This window comes from Cupriavidus sp. PET2-C1 (genome assembly GCF_054515855.1).
In genome coordinates this window covers 2,922,801-2,946,023 of sequence record NZ_CM137260.1, presented here as the reverse complement: position 1 = coordinate 2,946,023, position 23,223 = coordinate 2,922,801, and the positions used below count along the sequence as shown (strand labels likewise).

19 protein-coding genes and 2 pseudogenes are annotated in these 23,223 nt (G+C 59.1%); 13 read left to right on the top strand and 8 right to left on the bottom strand.

Features of this window, described 5'->3' with window-relative positions; translation table 11 throughout:
• Positions 1 to 42 precede the first annotated feature (42 nt).
• From ACX12D_RS33120 to ACX12D_RS33105, 4 genes are all read right to left on the bottom strand, one after another.
• On the bottom strand, positions 43 to 1,038 hold the full coding sequence (locus ACX12D_RS33120) for a glutamate cyclase domain-containing protein (protein WP_459375182.1): 996 nt from the start codon (positions 1,036 to 1,038) through the stop codon (positions 43 to 45).
• 10 nt (positions 1,039 to 1,048) lie between these two features.
• Complete coding sequence (locus tag ACX12D_RS33115) at positions 1,049 to 2,368, bottom strand: MFS transporter (protein ID WP_459375181.1); 1,320 nt, start codon at positions 2,366 to 2,368, stop codon at positions 1,049 to 1,051.
• Between the two features lie 81 nt (positions 2,369 to 2,449).
• Positions 2,450 to 3,949, bottom strand: coding sequence for an aldehyde dehydrogenase family protein (locus ACX12D_RS33110; protein WP_459375180.1), 1,500 nt, complete (start codon positions 3,947 to 3,949; stop codon positions 2,450 to 2,452).
• Positions 3,950 to 3,975: 26 nt separating this feature from the next.
• Positions 3,976 to 4,869 (bottom strand): NAD(P)-dependent oxidoreductase, encoded by an 894-nt coding sequence (locus ACX12D_RS33105; protein ID WP_459375179.1) that lies wholly within the window; start codon positions 4,867 to 4,869, stop codon positions 3,976 to 3,978.
• Between the two features lie 522 nt (positions 4,870 to 5,391).
• Here ACX12D_RS33105 and ACX12D_RS33100 point away from each other — a divergent pair.
• Both ACX12D_RS33100 and ACX12D_RS33095 read left to right on the top strand, forming a co-directional pair.
• Positions 5,392 to 6,312, top strand: coding sequence for a LysR family transcriptional regulator (locus tag ACX12D_RS33100; protein ID WP_459375178.1), 921 nt, complete (start codon positions 5,392 to 5,394; stop codon positions 6,310 to 6,312).
• Positions 6,313 to 6,532: 220 nt separating this feature from the next.
• Complete coding sequence (locus tag ACX12D_RS33095) at positions 6,533 to 7,504, top strand: Bug family tripartite tricarboxylate transporter substrate binding protein (protein WP_459375177.1); 972 nt, start codon at positions 6,533 to 6,535, stop codon at positions 7,502 to 7,504.
• 39 nt (positions 7,505 to 7,543) lie between these two features.
• On the opposite strand, the gene ACX12D_RS33090 is transcribed toward ACX12D_RS33095, so the two are convergent.
• Positions 7,544 to 8,851 (bottom strand): NAD(P)/FAD-dependent oxidoreductase, encoded by a 1,308-nt coding sequence (locus tag ACX12D_RS33090; RefSeq protein ID WP_459375176.1) that lies wholly within the window; start codon positions 8,849 to 8,851, stop codon positions 7,544 to 7,546.
• Between the two features lie 244 nt (positions 8,852 to 9,095).
• Between ACX12D_RS33090 and ACX12D_RS33085 the strand changes: the two genes are divergently transcribed.
• The 9 genes and pseudogenes from ACX12D_RS33085 to ACX12D_RS33045 all read left to right on the top strand — a co-directional run bounded on the left by ACX12D_RS33085 (position 9,096) and on the right by ACX12D_RS33045 (position 19,014).
• The gene (locus ACX12D_RS33085) at positions 9,096 to 10,001 is read left to right on the top strand and encodes a LysR substrate-binding domain-containing protein (RefSeq protein WP_459375175.1); all 906 of its coding nucleotides are present in this window, start codon (positions 9,096 to 9,098) and stop codon (positions 9,999 to 10,001) included.
• Positions 10,002 to 10,211: 210 nt separating this feature from the next.
• Positions 10,212 to 11,384, top strand: coding sequence for an aminotransferase class V-fold PLP-dependent enzyme (locus ACX12D_RS33080; RefSeq protein WP_459375174.1), 1,173 nt, complete (start codon positions 10,212 to 10,214; stop codon positions 11,382 to 11,384).
• 348 nt (positions 11,385 to 11,732) lie between these two features.
• A complete protein-coding gene (locus ACX12D_RS33075) occupies positions 11,733 to 12,413 on the top strand; it encodes a gamma-glutamyltransferase (protein WP_459376599.1) in 681 nt (226 codons plus the stop codon).
• A gap of 149 nt (positions 12,414 to 12,562) precedes the next feature.
• A pseudogene (locus ACX12D_RS33070) lies at positions 12,563 to 12,898 on the top strand (Mu transposase domain-containing protein); the annotation flags it as partial.
• A gap of 1,226 nt (positions 12,899 to 14,124) precedes the next feature.
• A complete protein-coding gene (locus ACX12D_RS33065; RefSeq protein ID WP_459375173.1) occupies positions 14,125 to 15,048 on the top strand; it encodes a LysR family transcriptional regulator in 924 nt (307 codons plus the stop codon).
• Positions 15,049 to 15,166: 118 nt separating this feature from the next.
• Positions 15,167 to 15,970, top strand: a pseudogene (locus ACX12D_RS33060) (hydroxymethylglutaryl-CoA lyase); the annotation flags it as partial.
• Between the two features lie 165 nt (positions 15,971 to 16,135).
• Positions 16,136 to 17,368, top strand: coding sequence for a CaiB/BaiF CoA transferase family protein (locus ACX12D_RS33055; RefSeq protein WP_459376598.1), 1,233 nt, complete (start codon positions 16,136 to 16,138; stop codon positions 17,366 to 17,368).
• 33 nt (positions 17,369 to 17,401) lie between these two features.
• Positions 17,402 to 17,926 (top strand): gamma carbonic anhydrase family protein, encoded by a 525-nt coding sequence (locus ACX12D_RS33050; RefSeq protein ID WP_459375172.1) that lies wholly within the window; start codon positions 17,402 to 17,404, stop codon positions 17,924 to 17,926.
• Positions 17,927 to 18,030: 104 nt separating this feature from the next.
• Positions 18,031 to 19,014: a Bug family tripartite tricarboxylate transporter substrate binding protein gene (locus ACX12D_RS33045; protein WP_459375171.1), complete on the top strand. Its 984-nt coding sequence runs from the start codon at positions 18,031 to 18,033 to the stop codon at positions 19,012 to 19,014.
• 90 nt (positions 19,015 to 19,104) lie between these two features.
• Here ACX12D_RS33045 and ACX12D_RS33040 read toward each other — a convergent pair whose 3' ends face one another.
• The 3 genes from ACX12D_RS33040 to ACX12D_RS33030 form a co-directional block, all read right to left on the bottom strand.
• Positions 19,105 to 19,278 carry a hypothetical protein gene (locus tag ACX12D_RS33040; protein ID WP_459375170.1) on the bottom strand — a complete coding sequence of 58 codons (174 nt, stop codon included), beginning with the start codon at positions 19,276 to 19,278 and terminating at the stop codon, positions 19,105 to 19,107.
• Positions 19,279 to 19,661: 383 nt separating this feature from the next.
• Positions 19,662 to 20,558 (bottom strand): SphA family protein, encoded by an 897-nt coding sequence (locus tag ACX12D_RS33035; protein WP_459375169.1) that lies wholly within the window; start codon positions 20,556 to 20,558, stop codon positions 19,662 to 19,664.
• Positions 20,559 to 20,692: 134 nt separating this feature from the next.
• On the bottom strand, positions 20,693 to 21,073 hold the full coding sequence (locus ACX12D_RS33030) for a Rieske (2Fe-2S) protein (protein WP_459375168.1): 381 nt from the start codon (positions 21,071 to 21,073) through the stop codon (positions 20,693 to 20,695).
• 258 nt (positions 21,074 to 21,331) lie between these two features.
• Between ACX12D_RS33030 and ACX12D_RS33025 the strand changes: the two genes are divergently transcribed.
• Positions 21,332 to 22,330: a fumarylacetoacetate hydrolase family protein gene (locus ACX12D_RS33025; protein ID WP_459375167.1), complete on the top strand. Its 999-nt coding sequence runs from the start codon at positions 21,332 to 21,334 to the stop codon at positions 22,328 to 22,330.
• Positions 22,331 to 22,515: 185 nt separating this feature from the next.
• A complete protein-coding gene (locus ACX12D_RS33020; protein WP_459375166.1) occupies positions 22,516 to 23,196 on the top strand; it encodes a TetR/AcrR family transcriptional regulator in 681 nt (226 codons plus the stop codon).
• Positions 23,197 to 23,223 lie beyond the last annotated feature (27 nt).

Below are 23,223 nucleotides of genomic sequence, written 5' to 3'. Positions count from 1 at the left end.
AGGGGTCGTAGAGGTACACGCCCATAATCGAGAATCCATCCATTACTTCGACACTTTCACGATGCTGTTGAGAATGCCTACAAAGGCTGCATGTCCCTTCCAGTCGATGCCATCGACGGCGTCCTCTGCCAACGACGTGGCGCCATCTCGCGCACCTGATTCCACTGTTGCAGTGATGAGCTCTTTCTCAAGTTCGGGGGTATGAATCAGGTCTGGCATTTCGAGCGCTGAAGCCAGCGCCGCCGCTACCGCATAAGCACCCCAGTTCGACACGGATGCGCTGACAACGACATCCGTCGCAGTCGTTGTGACTACACCTGACGCGCATCCTCGCAGGCACTTTGCACCCAGCGGATGGACCGCGGTGATTTCGTCCCGGACGGCGCCAAATCCGACCTCGTTCCCACCGTCGCCGATCCCGACGGTGAGGATGTGACGGTTGCGAGCCACATTTGCTAGTTGATACACGTGGGCCACAGATTCGGGTTCGCGGCAGTCGCCTCGTACACCGTGGAAATAGCCCTCCACATTGGGGCCATCCCGCTCCACGAACAGGACAGCCGAGGGCTTTGTCTCGCGCACCATCAGTTCGGCAGCCATGCGCCCCATTTGCACGCCTTTGGGGAAGGCCTGCACTTCCACACTTCCCTTGCCCTTGAGTGTTCTGCGCACAACGTCCGCCACGGCAGCGACCGGGGACATATGCGCATCCTCTGTAATGAGTACGGCGCGCGCCCCGAATCCCAATGCAAAGGCCCGGGCGAGTACTGCTGCCCCCGGGGGGCCATCCGTTTCACCCAACGGGAGCTTGGGCGGGACACCAGCCCCGGTAGCAATCAACACCGTGTCGCCAGGTTTGACTGCTGCCAGCAGCTTTCTTGCGGCCAATGTCGTCAGCGGTAACCCGTGGTGCCGACGACATGCTGCATACATAGGCGCAACGTAGCCCGCGGGCAGGCCACCAGTTAAGGGGCGGATTTCGACCGTCATCAACCTGTCAAGGCGCTCGCCGACAATCTCATCATTGGGGGTATTCACAGCAGCATCCTCAAGCGTCAATCGGGTCGCGATACGTTTCTTTCGCGAGGAAGATGCAAATCATCGAAATGACAGCAGCCACCACAACGAACCACGACACGGCATGGGAGCTACCCGTTTGCGCAACCAACCAAGCGGCGATAAGCGGAGTGGGAGCGCTGGAGATAATCCCCGACAGTTGATAGGCCGTTGAGGCACCACTGAAGCGATACCGTGTCGGATACTGCTCCGCGTAGATGACCCCGTGCAGCGAGCCCGTAGCGGCGTGACCGATGCCGAGCCCGAGCGTAATGGCGAGAACAATCAGTACCGGATTGCCAGTGTTCAGGAGCCAGAACAGAGGAAACGCGTAGACACCAAGGAAGAGCGTACCGAAGCCGTACACCTTCAGCCGACCGATTTTGTCCGAGAGCGCACCGAAGACGGGCTGCATGAACAGGTCGACAGCGGCGCCGACCAAAAGCGCCGTGGAAGCGAGGCTCCGAGGCAGGTGCAACGTTTGCGTTATGTAGGTCAGCGCATAAACCGTGATAAGGAAGTAGCCGACGTTTGCTACGCTCTGGAAGAAGACCATTACAAGGGTCTTCTTCTTCTCATTCGCCCAGACTTCCTTAAGCGGCACTTTGCAGACTTCGCCTTTTTCAGCGAGTTTCTCGAATGCCGGCGGCTCGCTTACCTGAAGCCGGATGTACATGCCAACAACGAGGAGTGCGAGACTGAACAGAAACGGCAGGCGCCATCCCCAGGCGTAAAACTGCGCATCTGGCAAAGACGAGACCAGGGCGAATGCGCCAGAGGAAACAAGCAGGCCCGCTGGGACGCCCATCTGCATAGTGCTGCCAAAGAGTCCGCGACGCCCCTCCGGTGCGTGTTCGACGGACATCAGTGCTGCACCACCCCACTCACCGCCGAGCGCGAAGCCTTGCAGGACTCGCAGGAGAATGAGGAGACCCGGGCCCCAGTAGCCGGCTGACTCGAAAGACGGCAGCACACCAATGGCGGCGGTGCACAGGCCCATCAGCACCAACGTGAACACAAGCAGCTTCTTGCGACCCATTTGGTCGCCAAAGTGGCCAATGACCATGCCGCCCAGCGGACGGATGATGAAGGCAACTGCAAACGACGCCATCGAGGCGAAGGTCGCAAATTCTGGGGAAAGCCCATTGAAGAAGACTTTGGGGAAGACCAGCGCCGCCGCAGTCCCGTACAGGAAATAGTCGTACCATTCGACAGTCGTGCCGATGAACGAGCCGAGGGCCGCCTTAGTCGAGGCCGATCGTTCCTTTCGGCTTCCGACGTGAGGCGATGCAGTTGAAATGTGTGCAGTCATACCAAACTCCGCTTCGTGGACTTTCTTTATGCTCGTTGGCCGGCGTTGTAATGGCAGAACACCGGCCAACGGCTACTACGGTTAAACGTTGATGGTCACGCTCTTACGTGCGGTGTAGCTTTCCAGCGCACCCTCAATCGAGTACTCAGCGCCAATGCCGCTTTGCTTGGCACCGCCATACGACATCCCAGGAATCTGGCCACCGGCGCGGTTGACCTGGAGCCAACCCGCGTCAATCTTCTCGGTAACGCGCAGGGCTGTTGTCAGGTCGTTGGTGAATACGTAGGCTGCCAGGCCATACACCGTGTCATTGGCCCACGTCAGAACCTCCTCTTCTGTTGACCAAGGAATGGCGACCAAGACCGGGCCGAACACTTCCTCGCGTGCCACGCGCCAGCTGTTGTCCACACCAGTGAAGATGACAGGGCCAGGGAAGAAGCCCTTCGCGTCCTCGACCGTCGGCGGAACCGAGCCCGTCAGCGTCGTGGCGCCTGCATCAACGGCCTCCAGGATGAAGCTCCGGACTTCTCGGTAGCGCTCCGCATTGATGATTGCCCCGATGTCGGTGCTCTCGTCCAGCGCGTCACCGATGCGCAGGTCATTGACCTTCTGCACGACCTTGCCCATGACCGACTCGAACACGTCCTTGTGGACGTAGAGGCGGGAGCCGGCGGTGCAAGACTGCCCTTGGCGCGCGAATCGCATGGCGGCGATGATGCCGTTCACGGTGGCATCAATGTGTTCAGGCGTGGCAGCGTCCGGGTACACGATGCAAGGGCTCTTGCCGCCGAGTTCCAGGGTGGCGTGTCCAATGCGGTCTGCGACAGCGTGAGCCACCAACTGACCGACTTCCAGCGACCCAGTGAAGGAGACTTTCGCCACGTTAGGATGTGCCGACAAGGGTGCGCCAGCTTCAATGCCGGTGCCGGTCACCACATTGAAGACGCCCACCGGGAACAGGTCGGCGGCGAGTTCCGCAACCTTCAGCACGGCCAGGGGTGCGTCTTCCGCGGGCTTCAGCACCAGCGTGTTGCCGGTGCCCAGCGCCATGCCAATCTTCACTGCGGCCAAGACCAGCGGCGAGTTCCATGGGATGATTGCGCCGACGACACCCAGCGGTTCGCGCGTCGTGTAGCTGAACAGGCCAGGGCCCAGAGGCAAGGTCTCGCCTTTTTGCTCGGCGACCACGCCTCCATAGTATCGGAGTACTTCGGCTGCGCTTTGAACTTCAGGGCGGCTCTGCGTGCGCAGCGCGTTGCCGGTCTCAGCCGCCAGAACGCGGGCGATTTCTTCCACGTTGGCGGTAATACGATTGCCCAGCTCGGTGAGCAAGGCGCCACGCGAGCGCGATGCCAGCCGACGCCACTTCGGGAACGCGGCTGCGGCTGCGGCCACAGCGAAATTTACGTCCTCGGCGTCGCTTGCGCCGATGGTGGCGATAACGGTGCGGCGGCACGGATTCTCAACATCCAGCGTGCGGCCTTTTGCCGGGGTAGTCCATTCACCATTTACCAGGAGGCCGGTCTTGCCGGCAGCCGGAATGACGATTTCGGGTTGATTCGTTGCAGCGGGGCTATTCACGGGAATCCTCGTTCACTTGACAGTGCTTATTGGTTGGCTGCGGGCAGGCTCAGGCGCACGCCCAGCAGCTCTTCATAGAGTTCGTTGACGCTAGTGGAATCCTTGCCGCCCAGGCCCTTGGCTCGCGCGGCGTTGTACGTCTGGCGTACGAGCTGTCCGAGGGGCATCGGGAGGTTCGAGAACTCCTCCAGGCACAGAGTGATGTCCTTGTGCATGAGGTCAATGGCGAAGTTCGCCGGACGCTCTTCGGTGAACAGCGTCTTGGGCAAGTAGTCCAGCATCTTGCTGCCGGCCAGGCCTGCGCCAAACACATCACACAACACTGCGAGGTTGGCCCCAGCCTTCACGCTCGCGGCCAGCACTTCGCCCAAGGCGACGGTGTTGATTGCGGTCAGCAGGTTGTGGCTGAGCTTCGTCAATTGGCCGGCGCCGGTGTCGCCGCAGTGCACGATGCGAGTAGCCAGCACGTCCAGCACGGGGCGCGCCTGCTCAATGACGTCAGCTTTGCCGCCAATCATGATGACTAGCTTGCCATTCGCCGCACCAAGGACCCCGCCGCTCACAGGTGCATCGAGGAATTCAACGTTCTGCTTCGCACAAGTGGCGGCGATGTGTTTCGTCGTAGCCGGGTCGACCGTACTGAAATCGATGATGATGGCGCCGCTCGGAATCGTCTTGAGAACACCTGTGCCTCCGGTCACCGCGTCACGCAGGGTCTTTGGGCTGGGCAGGCTTAGCAGCACCCGTTCCGCGCCTTCCGCTGCTTCAGCGGGCTTGCTGGCTGCAATGGCGCCCTTGGCGACAAGCTCCTGTACCGCTTGCTGATTCGGGTCGAAGACGTGAACCTCATGGCCGGCGTCGATAAGACGATTTGCCATACGCGAGCCCATGCGACCCACACCGATGAAAGCGACCTTCATTTGTTGAAACCTCCGAAAAACTTGAGAGACCGAACTCCAGACTCATAAGCGCAGCAGGCCGGTCCAAGCACCCGCGTGTCGCAGCATTTCGTCGTTCGCCTATGAGTTTTCTGCCTGGTGAACAAACTATAGTTTTCTGGAAAAGGAAAAAAAAGACGACTATATTTGACGCCAAGCGTAATTTTTGATTACTCTTTTACTTGCACATTTTTGGACTGCTGGAATGCCCAGCCTGGGTGCAAGAATTGATGCGTCGCATGAACTTGCCTCTGGAGCACGGTCCGCTCGGGCGGGATGGAACGCGTTACGGTATGCGCTGCATAGGCTTGCTGGCTGTGGGTTTCTGGGGAACACTTTGTCGCGGCGCAGCAAAAACGGGGAAAACTGCGAACGGGATGTGCGTGTTTCGATGCTGGACAGACGCACCAAAGTGGACCGTTTTAACGCGAAAATTTTTTTGTCGTATTCGTCTTCCTAGGGTAAACGTTAGTTACCCAGGGCCTCGCATCCTCTGAGAGAACCATGCTTCACCTTGGCCGCTTGCATCTTCTTCACGAGCTATCAGTGCTCGGAACGATTTCCGCCGTCGCTGATGCCATGCAACTAACCCGTCCTGCAGTTTCACAACAGCTAGCGCTGCTTGAGCAAGAGCTCGCTACGACTCTTTTCGAACGATCCGGACGCAGTGTTGAATTGACGCCGGCAGGCCGGCGTCTAGTTGCCCGAGCGGCAGAACTCTTCGAAATGGTCGAGGACATCGAAGCGGAACTGGCCGCGGCCAACTCGCAAGTGACCGGTGAAATACGATTGGCTGCGTTCGGTTCACTGGCATCCAGCGTGGTGCCACAGGCCATAGCCAGCCTGGCCAAAGAGCACCCTCAACTGAGTGTGACCATCCTTGAACTCGAGCCTGCCGATGGTCTGAAGGCAGCCGCATCCAAGAAAATGGACCTCGCTGTCGTGGACGACCTGGTCAGTGCCGGCAACCTCGCTGCGCTACTCGAGTTCCACCCGTTATGCACGGACCATTTCGAGGCGGTGGTGGCCGCTGACCACAAGTTTGCTGGGAAGCGTTCCATCCAGCTCTCTGAACTCGCGCATGAACGCTGGGCATTGAACCAGTCTGCTGTGACGTATCATACGTTCCTGCTTAACGCGTTCCACGCTGCCGGCTTTTCGCCGCGTGTCATGAGCAGTTGCAGGAATATGGCAGCAACCCTTGAGATGGTCCGCACCGGTTACGCGGTGTCGGTGCTTCCTCAACTCGCCCTAAAAACGATAAGAAATGACCCAGAATTCTCCACGATTCCCATCCGGCCAATTCTCAACCGACGAATCTTCGTCGCATTACCAAAGGGAGCAGCTCAACGTCCGGCGGTCAGAGCAGTACTGACAGCTCTCGAGGCAGCAGTCCCGCCGGAAGCGGCCCTGACGGCACCCTAGTGTCGTTGGAATAAATGGCGACAGAGCGAACGTGGCCATTCGACGATGAGTTGAACTTCGTTAACACCACCATCTATCGTAAGATTTAATTACCCTTACAGTCAGAAATTATCGTCTTTTTCTTTCCTGAAGCCCTCTCTACTATTCCTTAGGAATGAAGCAGGAGGTGTCGTAGCCCTCGTTCGGGACCGACAGCCCGCACATTCCCACGGAGAGCAGCATGAGAGCACTAGTCAAAAGAATTCTTCCCGCCGCCTTGATGGGAATTGCGGGCCTAGCTGTGGCCCAGGATAGCTGGCCGAGCAAGCCCATTCGCCTTGTCGTCCCCTTCCCGCCCGGTGGTGCCGCTGACGCCGTAGCTCGTACGATTTCGGAGAAGCTTTCCAAGGAGTTGGGGCAAGCCGTCGTCATCGACAACAAGGCCGGCGGTGCAACAACAATTGCCTCTACCTTCATTGCACGCGCGACCCCGGATGGCTACACGCTCTACCTGGGCGGCATGAACCTGCATGGCTTAGATAAAGTACTGTATCCGGACATCTCATATGATGGAAATAAGGACTTCACGCCCGTCACGCGATGGGTTAGTTCGCCGCTGGTCATCGTCGCCAATAAGAGCTCTGGCATCAACACCATCGCCGACCTAATCAAGAAGGCTAAGGCGGCCCCCGATAAGGTCGCCTACGCGTCTGCCGGCAACGGCACCGTAACGCACCAAGCCGCGGTGTACTTCGACAGCGTAACCGGGGCGAAGCTCTTTCACGTGCCATATAGAGGTGGCGCACCCGGTGTTCTAGCGACTCTATCGGGCGATACGGCCGTGACGTTTGCAACGCCGCCTTCCGTTCTGCCAATGATTAAGGCGGGAAAACTACAGCCGCTGGCGGTCACCTCATCGCGGCGGTCGAGCCTCTACCCGGAAATCCCTTCGGTCCAAGAAGCTGGCATCAAGGGCTATAGCTACACGTTCTGGTACGGGCTCTATGGCCCGGCGAACCTACCAACCGCCATTGTCAACAAGCTGTTCCACGCAAGCCAGCGTGCTTTGGCCGACCCGAACGTGAAGCAGCAACTTGCGACACAAGGCATGGAGCCCGCACCCTCAGCCTCAATAGCTGAATTCAAGAAATTGATTGCAGAGGACGGTCCCAAAGTCGCCCACATTGCAAGCCTGAAGGGCAGCAAGGATTGACCTGATTGGAGCTGGATTGCCCCAACCAGGAGACTGTGTTCAGTGAAGCTTCACCCGCGGTGCCAAGAAGCGTCGCAACCGGTGGGCCATCAGGTCCAAGAGCATGCGCCGATATCCGGAAATGGTGGATAGATGCATCCGGTACAGCGACGCATACATTGCCCTGGCCATCAATCCTTCCACCAGCATGCTCCGGCCGACGAGGCCGCCCATGAGATTGCCAACCGCTCCGGAGCTGCCAACCGACACGAGTGAACCGAGGTCCCGATAACTGAACGTAGGCAGCGCGTCCCCACGAATCCTGCACTTAATGGCATTCACCATAAACGAAGCCTGTTGATGGGCAGCCTGCGCTCTGGGTGGAACGAACCGCCCCTTTTCCCACAAGCAGCTCGCGCAATCGCCAAGGGCGAATACGTTCGGATCGGTTTCGCTCTGAAGCGATGTGGTGACGTTCAGTTGTACTAGTCGGTTCAACGCAAGACCGTCCAGGAGTTCCATGACAGCTGGACCCTTGATACCGGCAGCCCACACCGTGATGTCAGCGGGAAACGTTGCCCCACCCCGTGTTGAGACGCGGTCTCCATGAACCTCCATCACAGAATCGCCGGTCATGATGTCAACACCAAGTCCGCGCAACAGGCGCGCCGTCGCCTCCGATACGCGTTCGGACAGGGCTGGCAATATCCGCGTCCCGGCCTCGACCAGGGTAATGTGGATGTCGCATCTTTCGTCCGCGCCATGCAGCCTGAAGTCGCGAAAGGCCTTTGCCGTTTTCTTGAGCTCCGCAGCGAGTTCCACACCCGTCGCGCCAGCGCCGATGATGACGACCTTGACCGGGCTTACTACACCTCGTGCCCTGCTGTCACTCTTCTGCGCGCACTTCCGCAACAGCCGACGTCGGAAGCGCTCCGCCTGCCACACAGAATCGAGAGAGATGGCATGCTCCTCAGCACCGGCAATGCCAAAGAAATGTGTCGTGCTACCTACGGCCAAAACCAGAGTGTCATATTCGAGCTCTCGTGCTGGAAAGAGAGGCTCATCGCCACCGTCCACGTCGGGCACCGCCGCGAGACGAATCGAACGCCTGCCTCGGTCAAGGCCAACGAGTTCCCAGCGAGCGAAGGTGAAGTTGTGCCAGTGCGCCTGCGCCGCGTATTCGAGGTGATTGGTCGCGGGGTCGAGACTTCCGGCCGCAACTTCATGGAGCAAAGGCTTCCAAACGTGCGTAGGGCACTTGTCCACCAATGTGATATGCGCTTGCCGCCGTTTGCCAAGTGTATCGCCCAATTTTGTCGCAAGCTCCAGACCTCCTGCGCCGCCGCCAACTATTACAACTCGATGCATGAATTCACCTCTGATTGCAGAAAATTCTTCGCGCCTGGCATTCTTGATGCCACGAGGAGAGCAACACAGATCTTCTGCTCCGCCCCATCATTTTGCGAATCTATAGCCTCATTAAAGAGGCCCCAGCGCGGGGCGTCCAGTTATAAAAAGTTAGGCAGCAGTGAAGCTAATCTTAAGCGTTTCGCCAAATTGGGGGATACGTATTCACACACCGAGTGCGCACGCACCGCCATGGAGCCTGAAAATGCTTGATGTTGGAAAGCTACGGCTTCTGCGTGAGCTATCGCAACGCCAGACCATGAGTGCCGTGGCGGACGCTGTCTGCATCACGGCATCGGCAGTTTCGCAGCAACTTTCAAATCTCGAGCACGAAGCAGGAGTGGCGCTAATAGAGCGTTACGGCAGAGGCGTTCGACTAACGCCTGCAGGAAAGAATCTGGTCGCGTACGCCGATCGTGTCTTCGCGGTATTGGAGGAGGCCGATGCAGAGCTCTCACGCATGCATGGGGTCCTTTCAGGCACTGTCAAGATTGCAGCATTCTCGTCGACGGCCGTTTCGCTGATGCCGCGTATCGTCACTGACCTAAGGGATAAGCATCCCGCTTTAAACATACATCTGCATGACTTCGAGCCTGCCGAAGGACTAGCGGCACTGCGTTCATGGCGCATAGACTTGGCACTCATCGACGATATGTTCATGTCAGCCCCTACCGACGTAGGTAGCATTGAGCGGCACTATCTCTTTACTGATGAGCTCTACGCGATTCTACCTTCTGGCCACAGACTCTCGACATCGCGTACGGTCCAACTTTGCGACCTCGCCTCGGAGAACTGGGCACTCAACGCTCACACGAGCGCCTACTACCAAGCGATTGTCACTGCATGTAGAGCCGCAGGTTTCGAGCCGTCGGTGAACAGCAGCTGTCGCAATGTCGAAGTCACCCTTGCCATGGTAGCGAGTGGCTGTTCTGTTTCTGTCCTGCCGCGACTCCTCACCCAACGGCGACGTGGAGAACTCTGTGTCAAGAGGCTATCCCCCACAATGACGCGGAAGGTCGATGCCGCCATCCGCGCAGGTAGCAGCAGCGACCCTGCCATCTCAACCGTCCTTGAGTCACTACGACATGCAAGCCGGGAGGTCTACGGGTAAACCGGTCAACAGTTTCCCGATTCTTCGCCCGAAGACGCGCAAATTCCGAACACACCGGACACCTCCTATGAAGAACGCATATCGAAAGGCGAAATCCTCACGGCGGAAGCCATTTACAAATGCAAATCTCCCCTCCGTACTCCTTGTTCGTGCGACAAGAAAGCTGCATGAAGTAACGCATCCTATCCATTAAATATCGAGAATGTGACCATGACCAATCAATTCGACCTTTCCAACGTTCGGGGCGAGTTTCCCATTACAAAGCGGATGCTCTACCTAGATTCTGCACACCAAACACCACTGGCAACCAGCGTACGCGCCGCGTTACACGACTTCTACTCGGAAGGCCACGACACGGCAGGTCCGAAGCCGGTGTGGCTTAAGCGCGCCGAACAGACGCGCCAACATGTTGCCAAGTTTCTGAACGCGCTCCCTAGCGAAATAGCGTTCACAAAGAATACATCTGAAGGTCTGAACATCGCGGCGAACGCTGTACCGCTATCCGCCGGCGACAATGTCCTGATGATTGAAGGCGATCACCCGAATAATGCCTATGCGTGGCTAAATCTGAAGCGCAAAGGTGTTGAGGTACGTTTCATCAAGTTGACGGCAGAGGTTGCGACAGCTGAGACGTTCGCACCGCATGTCGACGCACGAACCAAGGTCATCTCGCTGTCTCATGTGACGTTCCATGCCGGACATCGACATGACATTGCCAGCATTGGCGAGCTATGCAAGCAACGCGGCATCTACCTGGTCGTGGATGCCATGCAGTCAGTCGGTGTTATTCCAGTGGATGTAAAGAAGCTTGGCATCTCCGTACTGGCAGCAGGCACCCACAAGGGTCTACTCGTGCCGCAAGGCCTCGGTATCATGTATGTCAAGAGTGGTCTCGACGAACTGCAACCCGCCTACTTGGCAATGTCCGGGTTGGCCAACCCACCTGCCGACTACATCGCACGTACTGAAGACCTGGAGCTTCGCAAGGATGCTGGTCGATTTGAGATAGGCAACCTGAACCTGCCGGACCTGCATGCATTGAGTGCAGCCATCGACCTCATCGGCGGTGTCGGTGTCGCAAAAATTGAAGAGCACGTTCTGTCGCTGGGCGACCGCCTGATTGGACACCTCGACGAGCTTGGTATCCGGCTTGTCGGGCCGCGCACACGTCAGCACCGAACGCATATCTATGTGTTGGACCTGCCGGTCGACGAGTGGGTGGACTACCTTGCCCGTAACCAAGTACGCGTATCGCCAGAACGCGACGGCATTCGTATCTCATTCGCTATGTTCAATACTCTCGAGGACGTTGACCAGGTAGCGGAAATCATCCGGCGCGGCCTGAGCGCCAAGCGGACGCCGGTAGCGGCACAGGCTGGCTAATAAGCTGTTTCAAGTGCGACACGAGTCGCCGTCCGCCGCACGTCAAGCGGCATGCTGTAGAGGATGGCAAGCTCTTTCTTGCCTTGTCACATTCGACAACAATCTGAGTTGAGTATTTGAGGTTGAAGCCGTGACCTGCCGTGCGACCGGCAGTTGCCTACTGGCCACGTCATCTATACGAGTTCGTCGGGAAGCTGGCACCGAGACTCACGCCCGCGGCAACCGAGGGGGCTCTGCTCAATGCCACACCACATAACTGATGGTTAGAACGCGGCCTCGAATCCGCCAGAGCGTCGCTTCCACGTCTCTCCCAGAGTCGCGCAGAAGTGGCGGGAACAGGTTCCCAAACTGCGCAGCCAGCCGGGCTTCGAGGCCGTGTTTCTCCCCGGCGGCGCAGCGCCCGTGGCCGGGGCGCTGTTCCTGCAGCCGACCCTTGCGCAGACGCTCGAACGCGTGGCGCGCACCAACGGCAAGGACTTCTACACCGGCGAGACCGCCAGGCGATTCACCGCGTTCGCCCGCGAAACAGGCGGTGTACTTAGCGCCGAAGACTTACGCCTGCACGCACCCGAGTGGGTCGATGCCATACAGGCGCTGTACGGCGCGCTACAGGTAAGCGAGTTGCCGCCAAACGGCCAGGGCGCGGTGGCGCTTTTTGCGCCGGGCGTGCTCGCGCATCACGATGTCGCGCGCATTCCGGCCGACTGGGCGGCCTCGCTGCATCTCCAGATCGAGGCCATCAAACTGGCGTTTGCCGAAGTCGGGCCGTTGATCGGCGATACGGACTGCGCAATCGGCCACGTCCAGATGATGGTGCGCCTGGACGACTACGCGCAGAGCCCGCAGGCCATCGTCGACGCACCCCGCTTCAAGGTCGGGCCGGGGCGGCAGTTGGTGCTGGAACCCGGTTTTCCTGCCGATACCATCTCGCGCCTCGCCGCCCTGGGCCACGACGTGGTCGCCAGGACCGACAGCACCTGGATCTGCGCTGCGCCCTTCGTGACGGAGTGCTTTTCAACAGCCTGCTAGGGAGGGTGCTAACTCATTCGCCTGCGGGGACGCATCATGAACGTAGTTTCCAGCGACAATAGGTGCATGAAACAAACCGACCTTGGCCTGGACCTGAGCAATCGCCGTACGCGCAAGCGCATGTTTCTTGACGAGATCGAACGCGCGGTGAGCGCAACCGGTACAGCGTGCCGGCCTTGTTTGCCAACCGACCCATCAGCCTGCGCGTGTATGCCTCGCGCCTGGTGTTCGTGGCCGAGGGCCAGGTGATTGCGGAGCATAGTCGACACATCAACCGCAGCCACTGCCCGGGCCGAACCCTCTACGACTGGCGCCACTACCTGGCGGTGCTGCAGCGCAAGCCGGGGGCCTTGCGCAATGGCGCGCCGTTCGCCGAGCTGCCGGAGGGCTTCCGGCGCTTGCAGTCCATCTTGCTCAAGCGGGTCGGTGGTGACCGGGAGATGGTCGAGATCCTGGCACTGGTGCTGCTGCACGATGAGCAGGCAGCATCGTCAAATCCAGCCCGTCCATCACACGCAGGGCGTGCTCGAATGCGGTCACCCAGTTGGTGAATGGTGCGAATCGTCGCGCGCGACGGTGGCGTCGGATCAGGTAGTGGTCGCGGCATGGAAGTCCGCCCCATAAAGCAGGCAAGCTAGCGTGGAGGCTGCTGGCCAGATTATTTCATGATGGCGAAATTATTATCCGAATGCAATTGGCTGTCTTCTATACCTATGGGAAACAGCCTCATACCAAGTCAGCGCTTGATGGTTACACGCAAAGCTCGCGTGGCACCTAGCATTACGCAATGCTAGCAAACGTATTGGGACCATCCTCTCGCACGTAGGTACTCGCTTTATATTTCTTCTGGCGTACTACGGCGCTTGATATGACAAAGCAAGCTAAGCCATGACGCCTCCGCTACCCTATACACTCATGTCACACGTCGGCTGAGCACGAGCCGCCCGACGCTAGGGCCGCCCTCCCCGCCTGGGAGGCTTCGGTGGTGACCGCTCCATTGGTCGGCTAGATACGACAGCGATGGGGGGATACTGGTCTCTGTGGGGGAAGAGTTGAGACGACCAGCACGCGGGCGAAGATAGCGCGTGGCTCGAATGACTGTCGGAATTGCTGCAGTTTTGGCGATGGAAGGCTCCCTGAGCTATGCGTGCCAGGGGGCCTTCGGCTGTCCCTAGCAACTCTAAAGGGAGGATATGTTTCCTTAAAAAATGTTTGGAGATCCTCAATTGAGGATAGTAGGTTATTCCAAAGCTTACACATATGTATACCTCTATCCCCCGGAATAACCAAATGCTTACTTCGGTATTTGTTTGCAATGAAGGATGAGGCTAACTATACGTGTGCGTGAGGACCGCTTCGCGGTCGGGCAGCCAGGGCGGAGTATTGCTATTGTGATGCCGCCCGATATTCCCGCCGATTGCGTTGTGTGTTGCTTGCCCGTGCAGCGGTCCCTGGTAAGCACATAGGTCCGTCAGTCTACAGCTCCGTCGCCCCTCTTCGCCCCCCTTCTCCTTGTCGCCCCGTCCGTGCCCCCCCCCCGCCCCGGCCTGTTGCCAGTTCTCGGCCAAAGCCGCCGGTCGCTTCCTGCCTGCAGGCCGGGGAGACCGCGCGCCGGGCTGACGCCATAGGGTGAATCCGGGCACTTCGCTCGGGTGTGGCAAAGTAACATACCGTAGATGCCAAATTCCACCCAATTCCGAGCCGTTTGTACATGTGGCAAGTTGATCCTACCTCTCTTCGCCTTTTTATCGCGGTTTGCGAAGAGGGCACCATCGCCCGCGCCAGCGAGCGAGAATTTATCGCCCCCTCCGCGGTCAGCAAACGCATCGCCGATATTGAAGACGGCTTTCACACCCCTTTGCTAATCCGCAGTCAACGCGGCGTAACGCCAACGCCGGCGGGAGAAGCATTGCTGCGCCATGCACGCCAGATCATGCGCGACATTGAACGCCTGCATGCCGAGTTGGGCGAGTACGCCGATGGTGTGCGTGGTCATGTCCGCATGCTCGCCAACGTTTCTTCCATGGTTGAATTCCTGCCGGAGGAACTGAACAGCTTCCTCCAGCAGAACCCCGGCATCCAGGTGGACCTCGAAGAGCGCATCAGCCCTGATGTCGTCCGCAGCGTAGCGGAGGGTAATGCCGACCTCGGGATCTGCCGCAGTTATGTGGCAACCGGTGATCTCGAGACTATCCCCTATCGCGCAGATCATCTCGCCGTAGTGGTCAATGCGCATCATCCGCTGACCGCCAGCCACACATTGTGCTTTGAGGACACCCTTGATTACGATCAGCTTGGTCTCTCATCGACTACCTCGCTGCACACGTTGATGACCCGCCTCGCAGCCGAGAAAGGCCGCACCCTCCGAATCCGTACCCATGTATCGACGATAGACGGCGCCTACCGCCTAATCCAAGCCGGGCTGGGACTCGGCATCCTGCCGATTGAAGCCGTAGGGCGTTATGCCGAAATGTATGGCCTGCGCGCCATTCCCCTTAGCGACGCTTGGGCAACCGGCCAATTCGTGATATGCGTGCGCAATACAGATTCACTCTCGCTGGCAGCGCGCAAGCTTTTTGATCATTTGCTGGCACGCGTCCCCGCGCCTTCCTCCCCCACCCCCTCCTTGCCCTGACCGGGCGGGATAGCCACCATCGCGAACCGCGATGGACTCGCTCGCCAACCACGTCTTTCCCCTAGTAGGCACGCCCGGTTAGCCTCGAGTCTCAAAGAAATGCATCAGGAGACTAGGCATGGCCGTTCAAGGAAACACCGTTGTCGTGAATGAAGTTGGTCTGCGCGACGGCTTGCAGGCTGTCGTGCGGACCATGCCGACGATTGGCAAGCAAAAGTGGATTGACGCCGCCTACGACGCAGGCGTACGGCATATGGAGGTGGCTTCCTTTGTATCGCCGAGGCTTCTGCCGCAGATGGCGGACGCAGCTGAAGTGATCGCGCACGCGCGCTCCCTGCCAGGGCTGGTGATTACGGCGCTCGTGCCCAATTTGCGCGGCGCAGAAATGGCAGTGACGGCTGGAGCGCACCGCATCGTTGTCCCGATCTCCGTCAGTATCGAACACAGCTTGGCCAATGTCCGCAAGACACCCCGGCAAATGATCGACGAATTCCGCAGCATACGTGAGTTGCTGGACGGCGATCCTCGCGGCGCTACAACGACTTTAATCGCCGGCTTGTCGACCGCATTTGGCTGCACGCGCCAGGGTCACGTCCCGACTGCCGACGTGTGCGAGATCACGCGGCTGTCGGTCGCAGCCGGATGCGACATGCTCTCCCTGGGCGACACCACCGGCTACGCTACGCCGGGCCAGGTGGGGAGGCTCATCGACGCCGTGCGGGCAGTGGTGGGCGAGATGCCCATGGCCCTGCATTTCCACGACACGCTCGGCATGGGCCTGGCCAACACCATTGTTGCGATGCAGCACGGCATTCGCGAATTTGACGCCTCGCTCGCGGGGCTTGGCGGCTGCCCGGCTGCGCCGGGCGCATCGGGCAATGTCACGACCGAAGATCTGGTCTTCATGTTGGAAAGTATGGGGTATTCCACTGGGATCGACATTAGCCGGCTGGTCGCTTCTCGCGCTCTTCTGGAGGAGTACCTGCCAGGCGAGCCGTTGCACGGCCACATCGCGCGCAGCGGTCTTCCGAAGAACTTCGCAGACGTGCTGCACGACGGGGTAGCAAGCGAGCCCGCGCCTAAACCGGTGGTCGACACTGAGGCCGATCCCGCCAGGCTGCCGCTTGAGGGAATCCGTGTGGTTGAGATGTCGCACATGGTGATGGGACCCACTTGCGGGATGATCCTGGGCGACCTCGGTGCCGAGGTCATCAAGATCGAGCCGCCGCGGGGCGACGGTACGCGCCGCCTGCTTGGCGCCGGCGCGGGCTTCTTCCGCACCTTCAATCGCAACAAGAAAAGCTTGTCGCTCGACCTAGATCAGCCGGCCGGTCGCGAGGCGCTGCAGCGACTTGTGGCTACCGCCGACGTCTTTATCGAGAACTTTAAGCCCGGCCGCATGGCCGAGTTGGGGCTTGACTACGCCACGCTACATCAAGAGAACCCGCGTTTGATCCATGTGTCGCACAAGGGATTCCTTAGCGGCCCTTACGAGGATAGGCTGGCGCTTGACGAGGTGGTGCAGATGATGGCCGGCCTAGCCTACATGACTGGACCAGTGGGCCGGCCGTTGCGTGCAGGCAGCTCGGTCAATGACATCATGGGTGGCATGTTCGGCGCCATTGGTGCCCTAGCCGCGCTCTACGCGCGCGAGCACAGCGGTGTCGGCAAGGAAGTCCAGAGCGCGCTGTTCGAGAACTGCGTTTTGCTATGCGCCCAGCATATGCAGCAGTTCGCCGTAACTGGCCGGCCCGCGGCGCCGATGCCGGAGCGTATCAACGCTTGGGCCGTGTACGACGTATTCCAGTTGGCCGGCGGCGAGCAAATGTTCTTGGCGGCGACTGGCGATGGCCAGTGGAAGTCGCTATGCGACTTGCTCGGACTCGGCGCTTTGCTGGCCGACGGGACCCTGGCGACCAACAATCAGCGTGTCCTAGCCCGTGAGCGCATCTTGCCCATCGTGGCAGGAGCCTTACGTGAGACCGATGTCACCACGCTGGCCTCGCGACTTGAGGCCGCCAAGATACCCTTTGCTGCCATCCGCCGGCCCGAGGAACTCTTTAACGATCCGCATCTACTCACCAGTGGCGGCCTCGCAGACCTGATGCTAGACGATGGCTCCACTACGCCGATGCCGCTACTGCCGTTCTCCCTAGATGGCAGTCGTTTGCTGCCACGCCGGGCAATCCCGACGATTGGTGAGAACACCGGCGAGGTTCTACTCGGCCTCGGCTATAGCGAAGCGCAACTGCGCGAGCTTGTTGCTTCCGGTGTGGCAAAGCTGGGCGACGCGTCGGCTTACACTGCCGATGCTGCCTGAGTTCACCATCCAGCCAAAGGCAAGGAGACGAGCATGACAATCTACCGTTATGGCAACCACACGCCGACCATCCACGAAGGCTGCTACGTGGCCGACGCCGCTACAGTCCTCGGCAAGGTTACTCTACGCGAAGACAGCAGCATTTGGCCGCAAGCCGTGCTACGCGGAGACAACGAAATCATCGATATTGGCCCGGGCAGTAATGTACAGGAAGGCGCAGTTCTGCACACCGACACAGGCTTTCCACTCACACTAGGAAGCCATGTGACAGTGGGGCATCAGGCCATGCTCCACGGCTGCACGGTGGGTGACGGCACCCTGATCGGCATCCAGGCCGTAGTGCTGAACGGAGTGGTTTTCGGCCGCAACTGCCTAGTTGGCGCTGGCGCGGTTGTCACCGAGGGGAAGGTCTTTCCGGACAACTCGCTAATACTGGGCGCCCCGGCCAAGGCCGTGAGGCAGCTTAGCGAGGCCGATATCGCAGGGCTGCGAGCGAATGCCCTCGACTACGTACAACGCGCCCGGCAGCACAAGACTAGCCTTGAGCGCATCGGCTAAACGATCGAACAACGCGGTGCAAACAGCTAGCGCTTTCCCTGGTGCTAGTACGGCAAGGGCAGCAGACCCTCATCAGCCTACAACAACTGCAAATGGAGACAACCATGCATCCCATCCTACTGCGAGCCACTGCTCGCGTTGCCGTCGCCTTTGCGTTGGCCTGCTGCACCTTGCCATCTCACGCCGCGGACAATTACCCAAGCAAGCCAATCAAGATGATCGTGCCGCATTCACCGGGCTCGACCGCAGACATGGTGGCCCGTACCGTTGCAGAGGGGCTGGGCAAGCGGCTGGGCCAACCCATCTATGTGGAGAACAACGCGGGCGCTGCTGGCATCCCCGGCACACGGCAGCTAGCCACTGCCGCCCCGGACGGATACACCATCGCCATCGTATCCTCGAACCACGCCACGAACCCTGGCCTCTATAAGCATCTTCCCTATGACTCGATCAAGGACATCACCCCGATATCCATCGTAGGTACCTCCCCAATGGTCATGGTGGTAGGTGGCAACTCCCCCTACAAAGCCGTGCAGGATCTCGTGGCTGCGGCTAAAGCCAAGCCTGGCGGTATCAGCTTCGGTTCTTCCGGTAAGGGCACCATATTGCATCTGGCCGCGGAGATGTTCCTCGACAAGACCGGGGTAAGAATGCTTCATGTGCCGTACCGTGGCGTCAGCACCATGATGACTGACCTGATGGGCGGGCAGATCCAGATGGCGTTCCTAGGTATTCCTTCCGCACTGCCGCAGATCAAGGCAGGTAAGCTGGTTGCGCTGGGCGTCACCACCACGCGCCGCGCCGAGAGCTTACCAAACGTGCCGACGCTGGGGGAGGCCGGCGTCACAGACTACGACTATGAAGCCTGGGTGGCCTTAATCGGGCCAGCCGGCCTGCCTCCTGCAATCACCGAAAAACTACAAGCCGAAGTCGGAAAAGTGCTCGCGACACCTTCCGCCCGGGAAGTACTTAGTGCACAGGGCTTCGTGCCGGTAGGCAGCACACCTGCGGTTGCTTCGCAAGCAATCAAAAGCGAGATCAGCAAAAGTCTCATCCTGATCAAGCGCGCCTCCATTTCCGCCGAATAGTCCCGACGGGACGGGATCTAGTCTCAGCCTCAGTACATCCCGCTGGCGATGCAGGGATGCGGGGCCCCGTCAAAGCATAACCGTAACTATTCAGCAGCCGGGGATAGGCGAAGTTGGGCAGCCAAAGAAGGTGCAGGTCAACGCCGTGAAGAGCTCACGCTGCTGCTTGCGCAGCGTGGCGAGGTAAGAGCGGATGGTGCAAAACGCCTGCAGCCCATGTATGACGCGGAAGCCTCCGGAGATCTTCTGTTTGAGCTTGGGCATGCGGATATCCCGTGCTTATCCACGTGACAGAATATGGGAGCACTCGCCCGTTACCCGGTAACTGGCGAGCCTACCGGCTCGCCTTGAATTAGAGATCCCATTGCTCCGAATCCGGATCGAGCCGGCGCACGATGGCGTCGTCGGCTCGACCGTGGCTCTTACGCTGAAGCCGGCTTCCCACTTTCTCTTTCATCCTCTGGTCAACTCGGCGACTGTCTCGATCTGCAGCAACGGGCTTTCACGATTTCTGGACGCCATAGACCATCCCCCAGAGTTTGTGGCAGTTCCTCGACGCGCCCTCGAGGTCAGCTAGTCGAGAAAATTGATGGCGCTATGCGCTAGACCTCACCGCGGCGCTCTTCGAGGTCTAGCGCAAGAGCGCTTCAGAACTTCACATAGCCGTTCAACCAGACCGTGTCGGTGCTTGCGGCATTTCGGCTGTAAACGCTACGTTGCCAACTCAGGAAAGCGCCCCATTGCGGGGTGCCGAATCCGACTTGGGGACCTACGGTGATCGACTTGGTGCGATGGCCATCGCCAAACGCCGCAGCCCCATTCTGTTTGTCGTCGGTTAGCTGTGTCGCCAGATAGCCGCCAATTCCGACCAGCCATATCTTGCCGATGTGGTAGTTGATGCCGTAGTCAGCGACTAATTGAACCCCAGACCGATAATCGGTCGCGGGGTTTTCCCCGCTGATGTTCAGGTTGATCTTGGAACTCACTTCAAGCTCTCTGACGGGGAACCACGTAAACGAGTACGCCAGGTAGACGGTGTTTGCATTGTTCCCCGGGTTAAACGCCCGATTCTTGTCGTAGGATCCCGTGCGCGGCACAAGATCAAGCTCAACTGTCTGGAACAGTGCCGGAGACTTCCAGCCAAGCAGTACACCAAACATCGGATCACCGACCCCCCGCCCGCCGCTCGAGAACCCGAACGACGAAAAATTCAGTGTTCCGTCGACATATGGAATTGCGGCCTGCAGGGCCAGATTGCCCCCCAATACGGGTTCCTCAAAAACATGGACCATGCGAATCGCGTGGGCCTGAAGGCTCCCGTCAACACCGGGAGGCGATGCCTCTCCATTCCCGCCGCGTAAGGAGCGGATGCTCTGAAATTTGTTGTAGCTGTATGCGTAGGTCCCCGGATCTCCGAGCAGGCCACTCATTACCGTCATGAGTCCGCTCGGGTAGCTTGTCGTGCCGTTTTCAAGCGCACTCGCGGTATGGGTGTAACAGCATGCCGCGACTGTGCACGCCAGACTGATGCCTTTGATCTTCATGGTTGTCTCCTCCGAATATGTCTTGTTTTGCGCAGCCAGGCAGTCCGGCCACGACACACCAACACCTAAAAGTATTTTATACGTACCGTATCGTATTTAATTTATGCAAAGTGCGACACGCCCATAGTGGCTCCCTAGCTGCCCGGCCGTTCAAAAAGCGCTCGTTGCAGCAAAACGCAGATTCGATCCCCTTCCAGTCTCAACGGTAGCGCAGTCAGCCGCATGCCGACGCACGGTCCCGCGACGCACAGACCGTCGCTGATGTTGAACCGTGCGCCATGACCATGACATGCGATGAACCGCCTGGCGGCATCCAAGTACTCATCCTTCCGCCAGGGCAATGGCGACATCGGCCAGTGCGGGCATGAATTGACATAGGCGTACAAGCCGCTGTCTGCGCGCACGACGAATGCTTGATCTTGCCCCTTGTCCTCGCCCCCTACACCACGAGCGCCACCAACCTGCAAGTCGCTGAGCCGGCAGACAAAGGTCCAGGTGCCCGCGTCATATCCCATCGATTTCTCCGTGGTCTAGTCGATCGGTGCAAAGCTCGCCAAACACCTCACAAACTTCAATTTCGAAACGAAACGTATAGCATCATATTATTTCCATCTCGCAGCAACTACAAGGGTAAGCCCACAGCCAGTCGCGTAGGGACAAACCCTGCCTATTGACAAACGATACGTATCGTATAGATTATAGACCTATCCCCATCCGGCGCAGCGCACCTACTTTGCGCAAAGCGCCTACACCATCCTCTAGGAGTCTGAAGAATGAAGCTTGGCCGAATTGGTGTTCAAGGTCCTGACGGCAATGTGGCCCGTCTCGTACTTGTCCTTCCCGAAGAAGGACGCGTGATTGATCTGAAGAAGGCAAAGAGCCTGGCTTTACGCAGCAACGGCGCAACGCTGGAGGCGGCGAATCGCCTCGCCGAGGCACTTTTTCCCCAGAGCATGTCGGCTGCGATCGCTCTGGGCGATACGTTCCTGCAAGCGGCGCGAGCCGTCGATGCCGAGCGCAGGGACGAGGCGTCGGTCGATTTGGGAAGTGTAAGCTGGCTGCCGGCATCGGACCCCTCGGTCGTCCGCGACGGCCTCACCTTTATTGGTCACATCAAGGGCTTCCACGAGAAGATCGGCCATGCGCCGACCCCAAGCCTTCTGCAAGTTCCGGGCTACTTCAAGGGCACCCCTCACACTGTCATTGGTCATGAGGCCGAAGTTCCGTGGCCTGGCTATATTGAGCACATGGACTACGAGCTGGAACTGGGCTACGTCATTGGCCGCCGAGGCGGCAATCTGCGACCCGAAAGTGCGCGCGATTACCTGTTCGGCATCACGATCTTCAACGATTTCAGCGCCCGAGACCGACAGGCTATCGAGATGCCAATCCAGATGGGGCCGACCAAATGCAAGGACTTCGCCTATGGTATCGGCCCGTGGATTACCACAATTGATGAATTCCCAGATCTCGATGCCATCCCGATGGAAGTCCGGGTCAACGGAGAAATTTGGGGGAAAGGCACCAGCGCCAACAAGCTTTGGACCGTCGAAGAACTGATAGCCTGGTCGAGCCTTGGGGAACAGCTGGAGCCGGGCGATGTCATCGGCTCTGGCACGATGGGCGGCGGATCCGCCCTGGAACTTGGGCGCAAGCTTCAGCCGGGCGACGTTGTCGAGCTTGAGGTTGGTGGCATCGGTACGTTGCGTAACCGCTTTGGTCAGCCCCAACCGGACCTCTGGTGGCCGGAAGAGCGCAAGCCGTTCATGTAACAAGCTGAACGTTCGGAGCGTAGCGGGGGAGCTTTCAGCGGCCCTGGCGCTCCGGACCAAGCTCCGCACTAAGCCGATGCCGTGCATCCCTCGCCAGGGACGCACGGCGGCAACGTATTATGAGACGACTTGACTTATAATTGCCGAATATCTACGACACGACGTGCTCCAGGGACACCCCAATCATGACCGCATCCGCAACCATCGTTCGAAGAAGCGTGGGTCGACCGCGAAGTGAAGCGACGCGCACGGAGATTCTCGCAGCGACAATCCGTCTGCTCGAAACGCAAAGCGTCCAGTCCATTACCATCGAAGGTATTGCGCGTGAAGCGGGGGTTGGCAAGGCAACAATCTACCGCTGGTGGGATTCAAAGGCTTTGGTGGTCATCGACGCCTTCATGGAGCATCACATCGTCAAGACGCCTATGCGCCGCGATCTACCGCCCGGTGCAGCAATCGCGCAGCATCTTCGCTCGCTGATTCACGAGTACGCTGGCTGGTCGGGAAGGATCGTTGCACAGATCATTGGCGAGGGGCAATCGGACCCGTCGGTACTCAGGGAGTTTCGAGAGCGGTTTCACTATGGACGCCGCGCAGTCGTCCGTGAAACGCTCGAGGCTTGGCGCCAGGAATCAAGTATCCCTGTCCCCACGCATATCGAGACCTTGAGCGATCTGCTGTACGGTCCCGTCTACATGCGCCTGCTCCTCGGCCATGGCCCACTTGATGACGATTTCGCCAACGACCACATCAGCTACGCATTTTCGCTTCTTGGCGTAGATCTGAAGCTCCTTGAGGATGGCGCGAAGCGGGCGACACGACCTCGCACGTCGCACAAGGCGACCTCGAAGCGGCCGGCAGCCTGAATCCTACTTCAATTGCCTGACGAGCCA